Annotated in this window: 15 protein-coding genes; 13 read left to right on the top strand and 2 right to left on the bottom strand. The window is 58.0% G+C overall.

The window, feature by feature from the left end:
- Window positions 1-5 precede the first annotated feature (5 nt).
- On the top strand, window positions 6-761 hold the full coding sequence (locus DDT56_RS07065) for a flagellar brake protein (RefSeq protein ID WP_136165936.1): 756 nt from the start codon (window positions 6-8) through the stop codon (window positions 759-761).
- Window positions 762-1,030: 269 nt separating this feature from the next.
- Entirely contained in the window at window positions 1,031-2,398 is a 1,368-nt protein-coding gene (locus tag DDT56_RS07060; protein WP_136165769.1) for an APC family permease, read from the top strand.
- Window positions 2,399-3,021: 623 nt separating this feature from the next.
- Here the strand turns inward: DDT56_RS07060 and sbcB are convergent.
- Window positions 3,022-4,449 (bottom strand): exodeoxyribonuclease I, encoded by a 1,428-nt coding sequence (gene sbcB / locus DDT56_RS07050; protein ID WP_136165768.1) that lies wholly within the window; start codon window positions 4,447-4,449, stop codon window positions 3,022-3,024.
- Window positions 4,450-4,697: 248 nt separating this feature from the next.
- On the opposite strand from sbcB, the gene DDT56_RS07045 reads away from it, so the two are divergent.
- From DDT56_RS07045 to DDT56_RS06995, 11 genes are all read left to right on the top strand, one after another.
- Entirely contained in the window at window positions 4,698-5,663 is a 966-nt protein-coding gene (locus DDT56_RS07045; protein ID WP_136165767.1) for a siderophore ABC transporter substrate-binding protein, read from the top strand.
- Between the two features lie 20 nt (window positions 5,664-5,683).
- The gene (locus DDT56_RS07040; protein WP_136165766.1) at window positions 5,684-6,646 is read left to right on the top strand and encodes an ABC transporter permease; all 963 of its coding nucleotides are present in this window, start codon (window positions 5,684-5,686) and stop codon (window positions 6,644-6,646) included.
- Complete coding sequence (locus DDT56_RS07035; protein ID WP_136165765.1) at window positions 6,633-7,640, top strand: iron chelate uptake ABC transporter family permease subunit; 1,008 nt, start codon at window positions 6,633-6,635, stop codon at window positions 7,638-7,640. Before DDT56_RS07040 ends, DDT56_RS07035 begins: the two co-directional genes overlap by 14 nt.
- Window positions 7,637-8,395: an iron ABC transporter ATP-binding protein gene (locus DDT56_RS07030; RefSeq protein WP_136165764.1), complete on the top strand. Its 759-nt coding sequence runs from the start codon at window positions 7,637-7,639 to the stop codon at window positions 8,393-8,395. The genes DDT56_RS07035 and DDT56_RS07030 overlap by 4 nt, the downstream gene beginning before the upstream one ends.
- 98 nt (window positions 8,396-8,493) lie before the next feature.
- Complete coding sequence (gene tmaR / locus DDT56_RS07025) at window positions 8,494-8,811, top strand: PTS system regulator TmaR (RefSeq protein ID WP_009113198.1); 318 nt, start codon at window positions 8,494-8,496, stop codon at window positions 8,809-8,811.
- A 254-nt stretch (window positions 8,812-9,065) separates the two neighbouring features.
- Entirely contained in the window at window positions 9,066-11,348 is a 2,283-nt protein-coding gene (locus tag DDT56_RS07020) for a ComEC family protein (RefSeq protein WP_136165763.1), read from the top strand.
- A 37-nt stretch (window positions 11,349-11,385) separates the two neighbouring features.
- The gene (gene msbA, locus DDT56_RS07015; protein ID WP_136165934.1) at window positions 11,386-13,134 is read left to right on the top strand and encodes a lipid A ABC transporter ATP-binding protein/permease MsbA; all 1,749 of its coding nucleotides are present in this window, start codon (window positions 11,386-11,388) and stop codon (window positions 13,132-13,134) included.
- On the top strand, window positions 13,131-14,120 hold the full coding sequence (gene lpxK / locus DDT56_RS07010; RefSeq protein WP_136165762.1) for a tetraacyldisaccharide 4'-kinase: 990 nt from the start codon (window positions 13,131-13,133) through the stop codon (window positions 14,118-14,120). The genes msbA and lpxK overlap by 4 nt, the downstream gene beginning before the upstream one ends.
- Window positions 14,121-14,167: 47 nt before the next feature.
- Window positions 14,168-14,350 (top strand): Trm112 family protein, encoded by a 183-nt coding sequence (locus tag DDT56_RS07005; RefSeq protein WP_009113194.1) that lies wholly within the window; start codon window positions 14,168-14,170, stop codon window positions 14,348-14,350.
- Window positions 14,347-15,099, top strand: coding sequence for a 3-deoxy-manno-octulosonate cytidylyltransferase (gene kdsB, locus DDT56_RS07000; RefSeq protein WP_136165761.1), 753 nt, complete (start codon window positions 14,347-14,349; stop codon window positions 15,097-15,099). Before DDT56_RS07005 ends, kdsB begins: the two co-directional genes overlap by 4 nt.
- A gap of 139 nt (window positions 15,100-15,238) precedes the next feature.
- Complete coding sequence (locus tag DDT56_RS06995) at window positions 15,239-16,132, top strand: YcbJ family phosphotransferase (protein WP_136165760.1); 894 nt, start codon at window positions 15,239-15,241, stop codon at window positions 16,130-16,132.
- A gap of 15 nt (window positions 16,133-16,147) precedes the next feature.
- Here DDT56_RS06995 and elyC read toward each other — a convergent pair whose 3' ends face one another.
- Entirely contained in the window at window positions 16,148-16,936 is a 789-nt protein-coding gene (gene elyC / locus DDT56_RS06990) for an envelope biogenesis factor ElyC (RefSeq protein WP_136165759.1), read from the bottom strand.
- Between the last annotated feature and the right edge of the window lie 69 nt (window positions 16,937-17,005).

Genomic DNA, 17,005 nt, shown 5'->3' with positions numbered 1-17,005 from the left:
TGGGGATAAAAGCGGTGGATGAAAATTTTAAAGAGCAGTTCGTCAAGCGTAATAAACTGGCTATCTGTGCAACACTGCGTGAATTAAAGAAAAACGATACCAGCGTTATGGTTCATCATTCTCGCGGCCAGTTCATCAGTAAAATTCTTGATGTGGTATCCGACGATGATATTTTCGTATTTGACCTGGGCGGGGTTGAGCACGAAAACAGCCGGGCGTTGTATGCGGGGAAATTGTCTTTCGTGGCGGAACCGACGGGGGCTAAAGTGGAGTTTAGCGCCGAAATAGCCAGAACCATCGATTTTCAGGGTCTGCCGGCGTTCACGGCGGCCATCCCGGAGCTGCTCTATCTGATTCAGCGCAGGACCTATTTCCGCATCAACACGCCGCTTTGGCCGCCGCTGTTGTGCCGCGGCGAATTACCGGACGACACCCGCTTTCAGTTTACCATTAAGGATCTCTCCCTCGGCGGGCTGAGTCTGTATACCGATCGCGATACCACGGGGCTATTGACGGAGGGGGATATCATCCGCGACGTCGAGTTGGATCTCGATGAGTATGGCTTTTTCTGCCTGGACTTGCAGTTCGTCGGCCAGTCAACGATGAAAGACGTCGATAGCAAAGGCGAGGTGAGGATCACCCAGCGGCTGAGCTTCAAGTTTCCGACGCTGTCCGCGGTTCAGGAGCGCGACCTGCAGCAGGTTATTTTCGAGCTGGAGCGACTACAGAATGAGAAGAGAAAAAAATTTCAGGATTGGTGATTTTTTCAGTAAAAACTTTCCCATACGGCAACAGAATAATCCGTAATAAAACAAAGAAAAACAGTGCGATAGCCAATAAAATCATTTCCCGTCCGCGCAATGGCTTGTCAGATGGAAATGAGTGGTGCAGAATACGCGCCTTGCAAAATAACCGACGTCTTATCGCGTCGGTTATTTTTTTGCATTTATGTTTTCAACCAGAGGCCGGACAGCGCGCCGGAAAGATAAATTGTTTGAGTGCCAGAGAGCACGGTATGAGGAAAGGAAAGATGGGGCAACTTGATACCAGCACGGCGTCCGGCAAACGTGTCCAGCTAAGAAGAACGCTCACGCTATGGCCGGTTGTTATGATGGGGCTGGCTTATATGCAGCCGATGACCATTTTTGACACCTTTGGTATCGTCTCCGGCCTGACCGACGGACACGTTGCGACGGCTTACGCTTTCGCCCTGGCGGGCATCCTGTTTACCGCCTTAAGCTACGGCAAGCTGGTGCGCCGCTTCCCGTCGGCCGGTTCCGCATACACCTATGCGCAAAAAGCCATCAGTCCGCACGTCGGCTTTATGGTCGGCTGGTCGTCGCTGCTGGACTACCTGTTTATGCCGATGATCAATATCCTGCTGGCGAAAATCTACCTTGAAGCGATTTTTCCCGGCGTGCCGTCATGGATTTTCGTCGCCGCGCTGGTGGGGCTGATGACGTTGTTTAATCTGCGCGGCATCAATGTGGTGGCGAATCTCAACTCGGTCATCGTCGTGGTTCAGGTGGCGATTATGGCGGTGTTTCTGGGCTTGGTGATTTACGGCGTTTATCAGGGCGAAGGGGCGGGAACGCTGGTCAGCGCCCGGCCTTTCTGGTCGGACAACGCCCACGTGGTGCCGATGATCACCGGCGCCACCATACTCTGCTTCTCTTTCCTCGGTTTTGACGGTATCAGCTCCCTGTCGGAGGAAACGCGGGACGCCGGCAACGTGATCCCGAAAGCCATTTTTCTCACCGCGCTGATCGGCGGGGTGATCTTTATTGCCGTCGCTTATTTTCTGCAGCTGTACTTTCCGGATATTTCGCGTTTTAAACAGCCGGACGCCTCGCAGCCGGAAATCATGCTGTACGTCGCCGGGAAGTTCTTCCAGTCGATTATTCTGGTGTTCTCCTGCGTGACCGTACTGGCGTCAGGCATGGCCGCCCATGCCGGGGTGTCGCGCCTGATGTACGTGATGGGACGCGACGGCGTATTCCCCGAGCGTTTCTTCGGCTATATCCATCCGCAATGGCGCACGCCGGCGCTGAACGTGCTGCTGGTCGGGGCGGTCGCCTTGTCGGCGGTCTCTTTCGATCTGGTCACGGCGACCGCGCTGATTAACTTCGGCGCGCTGGTGGCCTTCACCTTCGTCAATCTGTCGGTGATTTCCCAGTTTTATATCCGCGAGCGCCGTAACCGTACGCTGAAAGATACCTTTAACTATCTTATCCTGCCGGTGCTGGGGGCGCTGACCGTCGGCGCGCTGTGGGTCAACCTGGAAGAGAGCTCCATGACGCTGGGGCTGATTTGGGGAACCATCGGCCTGCTGTATCTGGCCTTGGTGACGCGCCGTTTCCGTCAGCCGGTGCCGCAGTGCCGTGAAGAGCTGATGTAAACCCATCGGACGGCTAATCAGATAAAAAGCGGAGATAGGCCTCTCCGCTTGAGGTTGCTGACAACCCCTTCATCTTCATCGTCATCCCCGCGCAGGCGGGGATCTGTTTTCAGCTAAGACATTGATATCAGAAAGATTCCTGCTTCTGCAGGAATGACGGATTTGGGGGCGGTATTATAGATGTTGACAAAGTTCGGCGCGGTGCCATTAATGCCCCCTCCCAGCCTCCCCTGCGACTGTCTCTTAGTCACATATTTACTGTTAACGGTATATGTGAGTTCAGTGCTATTTCGTGCGCTAGAAGGCCGTCATTTCTATGCTATGTCGCAGCACGCGCCCGACGCAGGGTGGTTCAAGCGCCACCACCCTCCGGACCCGGGCTGTGGCTGAAATCACGTCGCTGACGCGATGCCTTCGGCGCATTCGCGGGGTCGTCCACCTCAGCGTGATTTCTTACGCCGACGAAAAGCAAAAAACCAAGAACCAAGAATGACCCCAAGACCAGAATACACATGGCCTCTAGAGGTTCCTTGGATTTGTGTATAAGAGACAGGCGAAGGGGGGGCTGGGGCGGGGTCAGGCCACGCAGGTTCGTTCGTCTGCGACCCCAATCCCAGAATCCGTTAGCTGGTCAGCGCCTGAACGTGCGCCAGCAGCGCCTTGATCAGATCGGTTTTGGACTTATCCCCTTCATAGCGCTGATACAGCGCGTCCAGTTCGGTAACGTATTGCCGCAGGCGTTCGGCGGTCAACACCTCCTGGCGATGCTGCAGCCAGCGTTGCTGTTCGCCGTCGTCCAACGTGTTGGGAAAATTGCGCGCGCGATAGCGGAACAGCAGCGGCTCCAGGCGGTCGTCGACGAATTTAACGTCCAGAGCGGGCAGGTTCTGCGGCGCGGTTTGCTGAATAATCTTCATCGTCATGCGGTCGGCATCGCCAAAAAAGCCGTGGTAAATCCGCAGGTCGACGTCGCTCTCAGCCGCAAACGCCGGCGACTCGGCGAACAGCGCGACGACTTTCTCGCGGATCTGACTGTTCTGCCGCAGCAGCGCCAGATTGTCCCGGCAACGCTGGCGGTCGAGCCCCAGCCGGTCGGCGTCTTCCGGGCGCAGCGTATTGACGGGGGCCAGCACCGGGCACTTATTGATATGCACCAGTTTGATGGGAACCGCGCTCTGCTCGGCGCTCAACCGATCGCGGCGGGTATACAGGCGTTCGCGCAGCGTATCGGCGTCCAGCTCCAGCAGCGGCGTCATATCGCCGGCAAGGTCGCACATAATGACGGCGTTGCGGTTATCGGGGTGCCACGCCAGAGGGGCCACCAGGCTGGTGTTGCCGCGCGCCGCGCCGAACATGCCGGAAACATGGACCAGCGGCTTCATCTGCGCAATATCAATCAGCGCGTTGACTTTATTCTTGTTGCGCAGTTGGAACAGATAATCAAACAGCCTGGGCTGCGCCTGCTTCAGCAACTGCGCCATGGCGATGGTGGCGTAGACGTCGGACATGGCGTCATGGGCATGCTCGTGGGAGATGCCGTTGGCGCGGGTTAAATGCTCAAGCCTGAAGCTGGGCAGTCCCTCATCGTTTTCCGGCCAGACGATGCCCTCCGGGCGCAGCGCATGGCAGGCGCGCAACGCATCCAGCAAGTCCCAGCGGGAGTTGCCGTGCTGCCAGCTGTAGGCGTAGGGATCGTAGAAATTGCGGTAAAAGATATTACGGCTGACTTCGTCATCGAAACGGATATTGTTGTAGCCCATGATGCAGGTGCCGGGCACGCTGAACGCCTCATGGATCCGGCGGGCGAACTCCGCTTCATTCACCCCTTTGGCCGCGGCCAACTGGGGCGTAATGCCGGTAATCAATACCGCTTCGGGTTCCGGCAGATAATCATCCGTCGGCTTGCAATAGACGACCAGCGGGTCGCCGATAATATTGAAGTCCGCATCGGTGCGTACCCCGGCAAACTGCGCCGGCCGATCGCGGGCCGGATGTTTACCGAAGGTCTCATAATCATGAATGAAAAACGTAGGTTGTGTTTTATCGGCCATAGTGACATTAAGCTACATGATTGATCTGAACGCCATATCCGGCGGAAACAGGTAAGTAAACCTCAAGGATATCATTGAATGCATTTTCTGTGGCGCTTTCCTGATTCCGCTCACATCCGCCGCGGGCATAATTGCTAGGCAGGCGAACTATCCTCGGTTACAATTTCTCCCCTTTTAATACGAATGATAATTAAATTCTTTACTGTCTGAGACATTTTGCTCTGGGTAATCATCTGAAGGAGAAAACAATGCGGGTGAACGTAGCTTTGGCGATAAGGTGGGCGCTATTGGCATTGGCGTCAATAGCGGTGCTGGCGGGGTGCGATCGGGCGGAGTCTTCATCCGAACGGGCTGAAACGATCAGCATTGAACATGCCCAGGGCACCACTGAGGTGCCGTTGCACCCGAAAAAAGTCGTCGTGTTCGCTCCCGCCGTTCTGGATACGCTGGACGCCTTGCAAATCGAGGTCGCCGGCGTGCCGCAGACCAGTTCGCATCTGCCCGAATTCCTCGCCAAATACCGCGGCGGCGAATACCTGAACGCGGGTACGCTATTCGAGCCCGATTATGAGGCGCTCAGCAGCGCCAAACCTGACCTGATCATTGCCGGCGGGCGAGCCGTCGACGCCTACGATAAGCTGAGCGCCATTGCGCCCACCATCTCGCTGGACGTCGACCCCAACCAGTTTATGCCCAGCTTTACCCAGCGCGTGGAACAGATGGGGGAAATTTTCGCTAAGCAAGACGAAGCGAAAAAACAGCTGGAAGAGTTTAACCAGCAGATTGCCAGCACCCACGAAAAAGCCGCTAACGCCGGTACGGCGATGGTGCTGATGGTTTCGGGCGGCAAAATGTCGGCCTACGGTCCGAAATCCCGCTTTGGCTTTATTTTTGAACAGCTGGGCTTTAAACCGGCGGTCGAGTTTCCCACCTCCGGGACCGGGCGCCACGGTAATGTGGTGACCTCGGAGTTTTTGCTGAGCGTCAACCCCGAGTGGCTGTTTGTGCTGGATCGCGATAGCGCCATCGGCCGTCCCGGCACGGGCGGGGAGTCCGCGCGGCAGGTGCTGGATAATGCGCTGATCCATAAAACCAGCGCCTGGCAAAACGATCGCGTCGTCTATCTGGATTCCTCATCGCTGTATATCGCCGGCGGCCTGCAAACTTACAAAAAGCTGATTGCGGACGTCAATAACGCGTTGGATAAGCAATAGCGGTAAGCGTGGCTGGAATAATGAAAGCTCTCTACCTTGCGCTCGGCATTATGCTGCTGGGCGGCATGATCGTCGCCAGCCTGTTTCTTGGGGCCGGCAGGGTAACCATGCAGGCGATCTGGACCGATCAGGCGATGCGCGACATTTTCTTTATCAGCCGCGTTCCCCGTACGCTGGCGCTGCTTCTGGCGGGCAGCGCCATGAGCGTCGCCGGGTTGATTATGCAACTGCTGACCCAGAACCGTTTCGTCGAACCGTCGCTGGCGGGAACAACCCAGTCCGCCGGGCTGGGGCTGCTGGTGATGATGGTGCTGGCGCCGTCTTCCCCGGTGTTCGTCAAAATGATCGTCGCCAGCCTGTTCGCCATGGGCGGCACGCTGCTGTTTATGCTGCTGCTGCGCCGCATCGTGCTGAAATCGGCGTTGGTGGTGCCGCTGGTGGGGATCATGCTCGGCGCCGTCATCAGCGCCATCACCACCTTCGGCGCCATGTATTTTGATCTATTGCAGGCGCTGGGCAGCTGGGAGTCGGGCGATTTTTCCGGCGTGTTGCAGGGGCGCTATGAGCTGCTGTGGCTGGTGGGTTTTCTGACGCTGCTCGCCTGCTGGATCGCCGACCGCTTTACCGTCGCCGGTATGGGGCGCGAGTTCTCGGTCAACGTCGGGCTTAACTACCGGCAGGTGATGCTGATGGGGCTGGCGATTGTGGCGGTGACCAGCGGCGTCGTCGTCGTCGTCGTGGGCGCGCTGCCGTTTCTCGGCCTTATCGTTCCCAACCTCGTCAGCATGCTGTTAGGGGACAACGTACGTCGAACCATTCCGTGGGTTTGCCTGCTGGGCGGCGGGTTGGTCCTGTTGTGCGACATTATCGGCCGAGCGATCCGCTATCCGTTCGAGATCCCGGTCAGCGTCATTTTGGGCGTTATCGGGGCGATGGTTTTTCTTCTCCTGATGCTAAGTCAAAAACGTCATGTCAGCCAATAAAGCGAATACGGCAATGTCCGCCGTGACATACCAAAATAAATACGCGCTATCTCCCCGGCGGCGTTTGTGGCTGCTGGGCGCTCTGGCGCTGACGGCGATGGCGATATTTATGACCGTCAACCTCGGCAGTAATTTGCGCTATATCCTGACCCACCGCGGATTGATGCTGGCCACCATGCTGCTGGTGGCGTTTGCCGCCAGCGCTTCGACGGTGCTGTTTCAGACGGTAACCAATAACCGCATTCTGACGCCCTCGATCATGGGGTTCGAGGCCCTGTTTATTCTGATTCAAACCATACTGGTTTTTGTTTTCGGCGTCCGGGGCATTCCCGCGTTGGGCATTCAGGGAAAGTTTTTCATGGAAGCGCTGCTGCTGGTGCTGTTTTCCGCCGTGCTGTATCGCTGGCTGTTTACCGGGAACCGCAACAATCTGCATCTGGTGTTATTGGTGGGCATTATCTGCGGCACGCTGTTTCGCAGTATGGCCAACCTGATGCAGCGCTTGCTGGACCCCAGCGAGTTCGCGATTGTGCAGGGACGGATGTTCGCCACCTTTACCCGCGCCGCGCCGGAGCTGATTGGGCTGTCGGCGGCGATTTCCGCCCTGGTGGCGGTGATGATATGGCGGATGCGTTTCCGCTTCGACGTGCTGGCGCTGGGGCGCAGTACCGCGATTAATCTGGGGGTGGATTACAAACGCAGCGTGACGGTGATCTTGCTTTTGGTCTCGGTGCTGGTGGCGATATCGACGGCGTTGGTCGGGCCGCTGACCTTTCTGGGATTTATGGTGGCCAACCTGGCCTATATGATTATCGGCACCAGCCAGCACCGTTTTCTGCTGCCGGCGGCGTTTATGCTGGGCATTATTGCGCTGGTCGGCGGCCAGCTGATTCTGGAGCACCTGCTGGATATGTCCGGCGCGCTGTCCGTGGTGATTGAATTTATCGGTGGTTCACTGTTTATTCTGTTGTTACTTAAAAAGGTTTCCGTGTGATTGAGATCGGCAATGTAACTAAAACCTATAATAATGTGGCGGTATTAAAAGAGGTGACGGCCACCATTCCCCGCGGCGGCGTCACCTCGATTATCGGCCCCAACGGCGCGGGGAAATCGACGCTATTATCCATTATCAGCCGCTTGCTGGACGCCGACCGGGGGCAGGTCCGGGTCAACGGCATGGATGTCACCACCACGCCGAGCAACAAACTGGCCACCTGTTTATCCGTGCTGCGCCAGGAGAATCAGTTTACCAGCCGGTTAACCGTCGCCGAACTGGTCGGTTTCGGCCGCTATCCCTACACCCACGGACGCCTGAATGCCGACGATCGTCAACGTATTGACGCGGCGCTGGCGTTTCTTCACCTGACCGAACTGAAAGATCGCTTTTTGGACCAGCTTTCCGGCGGACAACGGCAGCGCGCCTATGTGGCGATGGTATTATGCCAGGATACCGAATACGTGCTGCTGGACGAACCGCTGAATAATCTGGATATGAAACACGCGGTGGCGATGATGAAGCAGATCCGCCGCGCCGCGGATGAACTGGGAAAAACCATCGTTCTGGTTATCCACGATATCAATTTCGCCTCCGCCTATTCCGACCATATTATCGCCATGCGCAACGGTCAGATTATCTACAGCGGTAAACCGGAAGAGATCATGGTTCCCGTGATACTGGAAGATATCTTCGATACCGAGGTGGCCATCGAGCTGGTGCGTAACCAACGTATCGCCGTGTATTATCGATAATTAATCGATTCAGAGAAAACCATCTTGTCGCCGATAGCTGCTAACCTGTATGGTTAGCATATAGAGAATTTGTGTTTGACTTAAGTAAGGGTAGAGAAATGGATAAGGATACTAAGCCTTGTTTCCAGGATGTTCTGGAGTTTGTACGCATGTTTCGTCGTAAAAATAAACTGCAACGCGAAATCATTGATAACGAAAAGAAAATTCGTGATAACCAAAAGCGCGTTCTGCTGCTCGACAACCTGAGCGAGTATATCAAGCCCGGCATGACCATTGAGGACATTCAGGGAATTATCGCCAGCATGCGCAGCGATTATGAAGACCGGGTTGACGATTACATCATTAAAAATGCCGACCTGTCGAAAGAGCGTCGCGAATTGTCCAAGAAACTGAAAGCCATGGGCGAAGTGAAATAACCCATCCCCGCGGGAAAACAGGGATCGCTCCGGCGGTCCCTGGTCGTTTTTACCCCCCATCTTCACTCATTTACGCCGTTGCCGGCGAGGCGTTTTATCGCCCAAAGCCGGATAAGCGCCCGATGCTGGATGTAATTTTCTGCAACGGATAACATTGCCTGCGCGCCCCGTTCCGCACATTGGTTTTTGAGCTGCGCGGCAGGACGATGATGTAGCAATATTCCTGCTCCAAGCAATAGCGCCAGGCCGGCGGGATGATGAGCAGACTATCCGTAAGCACCCTCGCGATGGCGGCGATCCTCGGTATTTTACCCTTGCTGATCCTGCCGCAAATTCCTCCCCGCGCGCTGCTATACGGCGGGGCACTCCTGGCGGTGATAACGGCGCTGAAAAGCCGGGGCTATCCGTTGCGGATAACGGCGATTACGCTTTTCAGCTTTTGCTGGGCGGGGTTGACGGCACAAATATTATTGCAACAGATCGAGCAGGCGACCCAGCGTACGGTGAGCGCCGTGGTAACCATCACCAGCATCCGCTTCGCCGAATTAGATGAACCGCGGGCGGTGGTGAGAGTGGAAAAAATCAATCAGCGCCGGGTATTTCCGCCGCTTTACGCCCAGGTGACGTTGTCACATAGTATGCGCGACTGGTGCGGCGGCCAGCGCTGGTCGGTCGCCGCCCGTTTTCGCCCGGTCCACAGTCGCCTGAATCAGGGGGGATTCGACAGCCAACGATGGGCGATAGCGAAACGCCAGCCGCTGGCCGGGAAAATCGTCTCGGCGCAGGCGATAGAGGCATCCTGCGATCTGCGCCAGCGCATTATTTCCCAGGCGGAGCAACAGGTCGTCACGCTGCCGTGGCGCGCTATTTTACTGGCGCTGACTTTTGGCGAAATGAAAACCGTCGGCCCCGAGACAAAAATCACGCTGCAAAAAACCGGCACCATGCACCTGATGGCCATTTCCGGGCTGCATATTGCGCTGGCCGCGCTATTTGGCTGGGGCGCGGCGCGGGGCGTGCAATATCTTTTGCCCGCGCGGTGGATTGGTTACCGGTTTCCCTTAGTGGCGGGCGGGATGGTGGCGTGGGGATACGTGTGGCTGGCCGGCGGAAATCCGCCGGCGGTGCGAGCCGCATTGGCGCTAAGCGTGTGGATTGCGCTGCGCCTGCGCGGCGTACTCTGTTCACCCTGGCAGGTATGGCTGTGGTGCGTGGCGCTTATTCTGGTGGGCGATCCGCTCAGCGTGCTGTCCGACAGCTTCTGGCTCTCCTGCCTGGCGGTGGCGTCGCTGATTTTCTGGTTTCAGTGGGCGCCGTTACCCCGACGGTGCCGGAGCGGGTTCGGCTGGCTGTGGCTACGCTGGCTGCATTTGCAAGCCGGGATCACGCTGCTGTTGATGCCGCTGCAACTGAGCATATTTCACGGCGTCAGCCTGACGTCGCTGCCGGCAAATCTGTGGGCGGTGCCAATCGTATCCTTTATCACCACGCCTTTGGTGCTACTGGCGCTGCCGACGATGTATCTCACCGCGCTGAATTACTGGCTGTGGTGGCTGGCGGATCTGTCTCTGCGGGCGGTATTTATGCCGCTGACCGCCATGGAGGCGGGTTGGGTGAATCTGGACGCCACGCTGCTTATCGGCAGCGTGGCCGGATGGCTGAGCGTGGCGATCTGGCGTTTTGCCTGGTGGCGATATTATCCGGCCGGCGTGGTGACGCTGATCGTGCTGCTGGCGGCATCGCGCCTAAAAACTGGCGAGCCGAACTGGCGCGTCGATATGCTGGACGTCGGTCACGGGCTGGCGGTGGTGATTGAGCGCAACGGAAAAGCGGTGCTGTACGATACCGGCAACCGCTGGGACGGCGGCGACATGGCGACCAGGGAAATACTGCCTTATCTGCGCTGGCGCGGGCTGGCGGCGGAAAAAATCATTCTCAGCCATAGCCATATGGACCACGTCGGCGGACTGGCGTCGCTAAAAGCGGCGTACCCGCAGGCGGAAATTTACAGCTCGTTCCGCCAGGCGGGGCATCTGCCGTGCCGACGGGGCGTCGGCTGGCGCTGGCAGGGGCTGACTTTTACCGTACTGTGGCCGCCATCCCAGGTGGCGCGGGCGGAGAATAACGACTCCTGCGTGGTGCGCGTCGATGACGGCAAATACCGCGTGTTATTAACCGGGGATATTGAAACCGAGGCGGAGCGGGCGCTGATAAAATGGCAAAGAAATGAACTGGCTGCGGATTTGTTACAAATTCCCCATCACGGCAGCGGCACTTCCTCCACTGCGCCTTTTATCCGGGCGGTCGACGCGCCGCGCGCCGCCGCCTCCGTCGCCCGCTATAACCCCTGGCGGCTCCCTGCCGCCAGGGTGGTGAAACGTTATCGCCGGCATGGCCATAGCTGGTTCGATACGGCGACCTCCGGGCAACTGAGCGCGCGTTTTTTCAACGATTCATGGCACATACTGCGCTTTAGAGAGCAAATATCGCCGCGTTGGTATCATCGGTGGTTTGGCGTATGGCGGGATAATGAGTAAAATAGGCGGCTATTTCTTTCTGGCTCAGGTTTATTGCATGCTGAATGATAAAGATCTCTCCACCTGGCAGACGTTTCGTCGCCTATGGCCGATGATCTCTCCTTTTAAAGCGGGGCTGATTGTAGCCGCGATCGCGCTGGTGATTAATGCCGCCGGCGACACGTTAATGCTGTCTCTGCTTAAGCCCCTGCTGGATGAAGGATTTGGTAAAGCCGATCGTTCCGTTCTGGTATGGATGCCGCTGGTGGTCATCGGGCTGATGCTGATGCGCGGCGCCTCGGGTTTCGTTTCAAGTTACTGCGTGGCCTGGGTGTCGGGTAAAGTGGTCATGGGCATGCGTCGCCGCCTGTTCAGCCACATTATGGGCATGCCGGTGACCTTTTTCGACCAGCAGTCCACCGGTACGCTGTTGTCCCGTATTACCTACGACTCCGAACAGGTTGCCGCCTCGTCGTCGAACGCCTTAATCACCGTGGTCAGGGAAGGGGCATCGATAATCGGCCTCTTTATCCTGATGTTCTATTACAGCTGGCAGCTGTCGCTGATCCTGATTGTGATTGCGCCGATTGTCTCGATAGCTATCCGGCTGGTCTCTAAACGTTTCCGTAATATCAGCAAAAATATGCAGGATACGATGGGGCTGGTGACCACCAGCGCGGAGCAGATGTTGAAAGGGCATAAGGAAGTGCTGATTTTCGGCGGTCAGGATGTGGAGGTGCAGCGTTTCAACAAGGTCAGCAACCGCATGCGCCAGCAGGGGATGAAACTGGTCTCCGCCTCCTCCATTTCCGATCCCATCATCCAGTTGATCGCTTCACTGGCGCTGGCCTTTGTGCTGTACGCCGCCAGTTTCCCCAGCGTGATGGATACCCTGACCGCGGGGACGATTACCGTGGTCTTCTCCTCCATGATTGCGCTGATGCGGCCGTTAAAGTCGCTGACCAACGTCAACGCCCAGTTCCAGCGCGGCATGGCGGCCTGTCAGACGCTGTTCGCCATTCTGGATATGGAGCAGGAAAAAGATACCGGCACGCTGGAGATCGAGCGGGCAAAGGGGGATCTTGAATTCCGTAACGTGGATTTCGCCTATGCGGGAAGAGAAAACCTGGCGCTGAAAAATGTCAGCCTGCATATTCCGCCCGGCAAAACCGTGGCGCTGGTCGGCCGCTCGGGATCGGGCAAATCCACCATCGCCAATCTGATCACCCGCTTTTATGACATCCAGTCCGGCGAAATTCTGCTGGACGGGCATGACCTGCGGGAATACAAGCTGTCATCCCTGCGTAACCAGGTGGCGCTGGTGTCGCAGAATGTACACCTGTTCAATGACACCATCGCCAATAATATCGCCTACGCCTGCAGCGATCGCTATAGCCGGGAAGAGGTGGAGCGCGCGGCGCAAATGGCCCACGCCATGGATTTCATCAGCAAGATGGAGAACGGGCTGGACACCATGATCGGCGAAAATGGCGTCCTGCTTTCCGGCGGGCAGCGTCAGCGTATCGCCATCGCCCGCGCATTGCTGCGCGACTGTCCTATTCTGGTATTGGATGAGGCGACCTCGGCGCTGGATACCGAGTCGGAACGGGCGATTCAGGCGGCGCTGGATGAGTTGCAGCGAGATCGCACCGCGCTGGTCATCGCCCATCGGCTCTCCACCATTGAGAAAGCCGATGAGATTCTGGTGGTTGAAGACGGGCGCATTATCGAGCGTGGCGAACATGCCGCGCTGTTGGCGAAGAACGGCGCCTACTGCCAATTACATAAAATGCAGTTCGGCGAATGATTGAGCGCATCTGGTCGGGACGCTCGCCGCTTTACCGGCTGTTAATCCCCTTGTCGCTGCTCTACGGGCTGATCGCTTTTCTGATCCGCCAAAGTTATCGCCGGGGATGGCGTAAAAGCTGGCGAGCGCCGGTGCCGGTGGTGGTGGTGGGAAATCTGACGGCGGGGGGAAACGGCAAAACCCCGGTGGTTATCTGGCTGGTGGAGCAGTTACGGCGTAAAGGGCTGCGGGCCGGCGTGGTGTCCCGCGGTTACGGCGGCAGATCGCAACACTATCCGCTGGTGGTGGATGATAACGTCACCACCGGCCAGGCCGGCGATGAACCGGTGCTGATTTATCAACGCACCGGCGCGCCGGTGGCGGTGGCGCCCAAACGTCGCCTGGCGGTGGAGGCCCTGCTGGCGCGCTATCCGCTGGATGTGGTGATCACCGACGACGGCTTGCAGCATTACGCGCTGGCCCGCGATATCGAGCTGGTGGTGGTTGACGGCGTGCGGCGCTTTGGCAACGGCTGGTGGCTGCCCGCCGGCCCGATGCGCGAGCGGGAAAGCCGCCTGCGCACGGTGGATGCGGTTATCGTCAATGGCGGCGGCGCGCATCCCGGCGAGATCGCCATGCGGCTGACGGCCGGCATGGCGGTCAATCTGGCTTCCGGGGAAAAACGCCCGGTCAATCAGTTGCAGAACGCGGTGGCGATGGCGGGCATCGGTCACCCGCAGCGTTTTTTTGCTACGCTACGTGATGCCGGGGTAACTATTTCGCGCGAGGTGGCGTTTGCCGATCATCAAGGCTACCGGTTGGAGCAACTGCAACCGCTGACCGATGATGAAAGACAGCCCTTGCTGATGACGGAAAAGGATGCGGTCAAGTGCCGGGCGTTTGCCCGCCGCAACTGGTGGTATCTGCCGGTGGACGCCACGCTGGCGGAACCGGCGGCCGCCCGGCTGCTCGACCGATTGGAGACGTTGCTGGCCAGTCGCCGGTGACAATTAATTAGTTCTACCCTAAATAATGGTTTCTTGATGGAGGAAGCATGGATCACCGCTTGCTGGAAATAGTCGCCTGTCCGGTATGTAACGGACGGTTATACTTCAATAAAGAAAAACAGGAACTGATCTGCAAGGTTGACGGGCTGGCCTATCCGGTGCGCGACGGCATTCCGGTATTGCTGGATCACGAGGCGCGTACCTTAGGGGCTGACGAGATCACACAATGAATTTCAACGTTATTATCCCGGCTCGCTTTGCTTCCAGCCGCTTGCCGGGTAAGCCGCTGGCGGATATCAACGGTAAGCCGATGGTGGTGCATGTGATGGAGCGCGCGCAGGAGTCGGGTGCCCGGCGGGTTATTGTGGCCACCGATCACCCCGACGTCGAGGCGGCGGTGCGCAAGTCGGGCGGGGAGGTTTGCCTCACCAGTCCGGATCACCATTCCGGTACCGAACGCCTGGCCGAAGTGATTGAACGCTATGGTTTTTCCGATGACGAAATCATTGTCAACGTACAGGGCGACGAACCGTTGATTCCGCCGGTGATCGTTCGTCAGGTGGCGGAGAATCTGGCCGCCTGCCGGGCCGGCATGGCCACGCTGGCGGTGCCGATTGACAGCAGCGAAGAGGCGTTCAATCCCAACGCGGTTAAAGTGGTGACGGATGCCGAAGGCTATGCGCTCTACTTTTCCCGCGCGCCGATCCCCTGGGAACGCGAGCGTTTTAGCCGCTCGAAAGAGAGCATCGGCGACCACTTTTTACGCCACATCGGCATCTACGCCTATCGGGCGGGTTTTGTGCGCCGCTATGTCAGCTGGGCGCCCAGCCAGTTGGAGCAAATCGAGCTGCTGGAGCAGCTTCGGGTGTTGTGGTACGGCGAAAAAATCCACGTCGCGGTGGCGAAATCCGTTCCCAGCGTGGGCGTCGATACCCCGGAAGATCTGGCCCGGGTGCGCATCGCGATGGCGGGCGGCTGAATCGACGGCATCCGTCGGGCCGCGGCGCTGCCGAGCCGCGGCCGATCTATCCTATCTTTGATCTGTATTGAAGAAATTGTCATTCGCTGACCGCATGATGGCATGCGGAGCGATCCTGCTCTGCCGAGGTTAGCCGTTTATGGAACAGTTGAAAGCTGAATTAAGCACCGTATTGGGGGAAAACCTGAGCCGGCTGGAGTGCGTAAGCGAACAACCCTACGCCCATCTCTATGCGCTGTATGATAAAGAAGGGCACGCCATTCCCCTGCTGGCCAAAGGCTACGTCTGCCAGGGCGTGGCGCAGCAGGAGGCCTACAAGCTTTCCATGCTGGCGCGCGAAGGGGATGTCCGGCTGCCGACGGTATACGGTTTGGTGATTACCCAGCAGGCGCCCTATAAAGAGCTGTTGCTGATCGAGCGCCTGCGCGGGGTTTCCGTCGAGGCGCCTTGCCGCACGGCGCAACGCTGGACGCTGCTGATGGATCAAATCGTGGAGAGCGTGCTGGCCTGGCACCGCATCGACAGCCACGGCTGCGTCGGTTCCGTCGACAGCACCCAGGAAAACGACTGGTTTAGCTGGTATCGGCAACGGCTGGAAGTCCTGTGGGCCACGCTGCTTAATGTCAACGCGCCGCTGTTGACCCAACAGGATCGCAGCCTGCTGTACCGTTCCCGTCAGTGTTTGCCGGCGTTATTCGATGACCTCAACGATAGCTGCGTGCTGATGCACGGCAACCTCTCGTTGCGCAGCATGCTGAAAGATGCGCGCAGCGATCAGCTGCTGGCGATGATCAATCCGGGCATGATGCTCTGGGCGCCCAGAGAGTACGAACTGCTGCGGCTGTGCGAATCGGGGATGCCGGAACAGCTGCTCTATCGCTATCTCAATAAGGCGCCGGTGGCAGAGTCGTTTGTTTATCGCCGCTGGCTGTACGTTATCTGGGAAGCGGTCTCGCGCTATATTCATACCGGGCAGCTGGATCGCCGGCTGTTCGACACCGCGTCGCGCGAGCTGTCTCCCTGGCTGGAATAGCGCTCCCGTCCGGGTTTATCCGGCGGCCGCGTCCGGCGCCGGGGCGCCGCCTTTCAGACGTTGCCACAGGCGTCCCAACGTTTCGTACCAGGCCCGTTCGCTGTGCGACAGGTAATAGGCCGACGGAAATACCTTCTCCCACGGATTCAGCGCCGAGGTAATCGCCATCTGATTGGCGGGCGCGGGAATGGGGTTCAGCCCCTGCGCCTGGAAGAAACGCATGGCGCGGGGTAAATGATTCGCCGATGTCACCAGCAAAAACGGCTGTTTGCCGATGATATTTGCGCTGCCGGCGGCTTCTTCTTCCGTATCCCGCGGCGTGTCCAGTATCAAAATATCCCCGGCCGGGACGCCCAGGCTTTCGGCCACCAGCGCCGCGGTTTTCGCGCTGCTCACCGGGTTGCCCTGCGCCGCCGCGCCGGTGAAAATCATTTTGGCGCCCGGATTGGCGTGATAAAGCCGCACTCCCTCGGTAACGCGCGGCAGGCTGTTGCCGATAAGGTTGGAGCTCGGCGCCCAGTGCGGGTTATAGGTGTATCCTCCGCCCAGCACCACAATATAGTTCGCATGAATGCGCCCCGGCTGCCAGGTCGGATAGTGTTTTTCCAACGGCAATAACAGGCGATCGGCGACGGGCTGAACGCTAATTAATACCAGCGTGAGCCAGCTCAGCAGAATCAGCGTCTTGCCGCCGCGCTGCCAGCGCGTGCACCACAACAGCAACAGACCGACGCCCATCAGTAACAGCAGCAGCGGAAGGGGCTGCAACAGGCCGCCAATAAGTTTTTTTGCTATGAACAACATAAAATCATGTTCCTTTTGGGTGAAAAAACCGCATCCGGGAAAATATCCTGGGGCAAGACGATTTATTCT

The sequence above is a fragment of the Brenneria corticis genome (assembly GCF_003115855.1).
Lineage (GTDB): Bacteria > Pseudomonadota > Gammaproteobacteria > Enterobacterales > Enterobacteriaceae > Brenneria > Brenneria corticis.
This window is presented reverse-complemented; position numbering and strand designations above follow the sequence as displayed.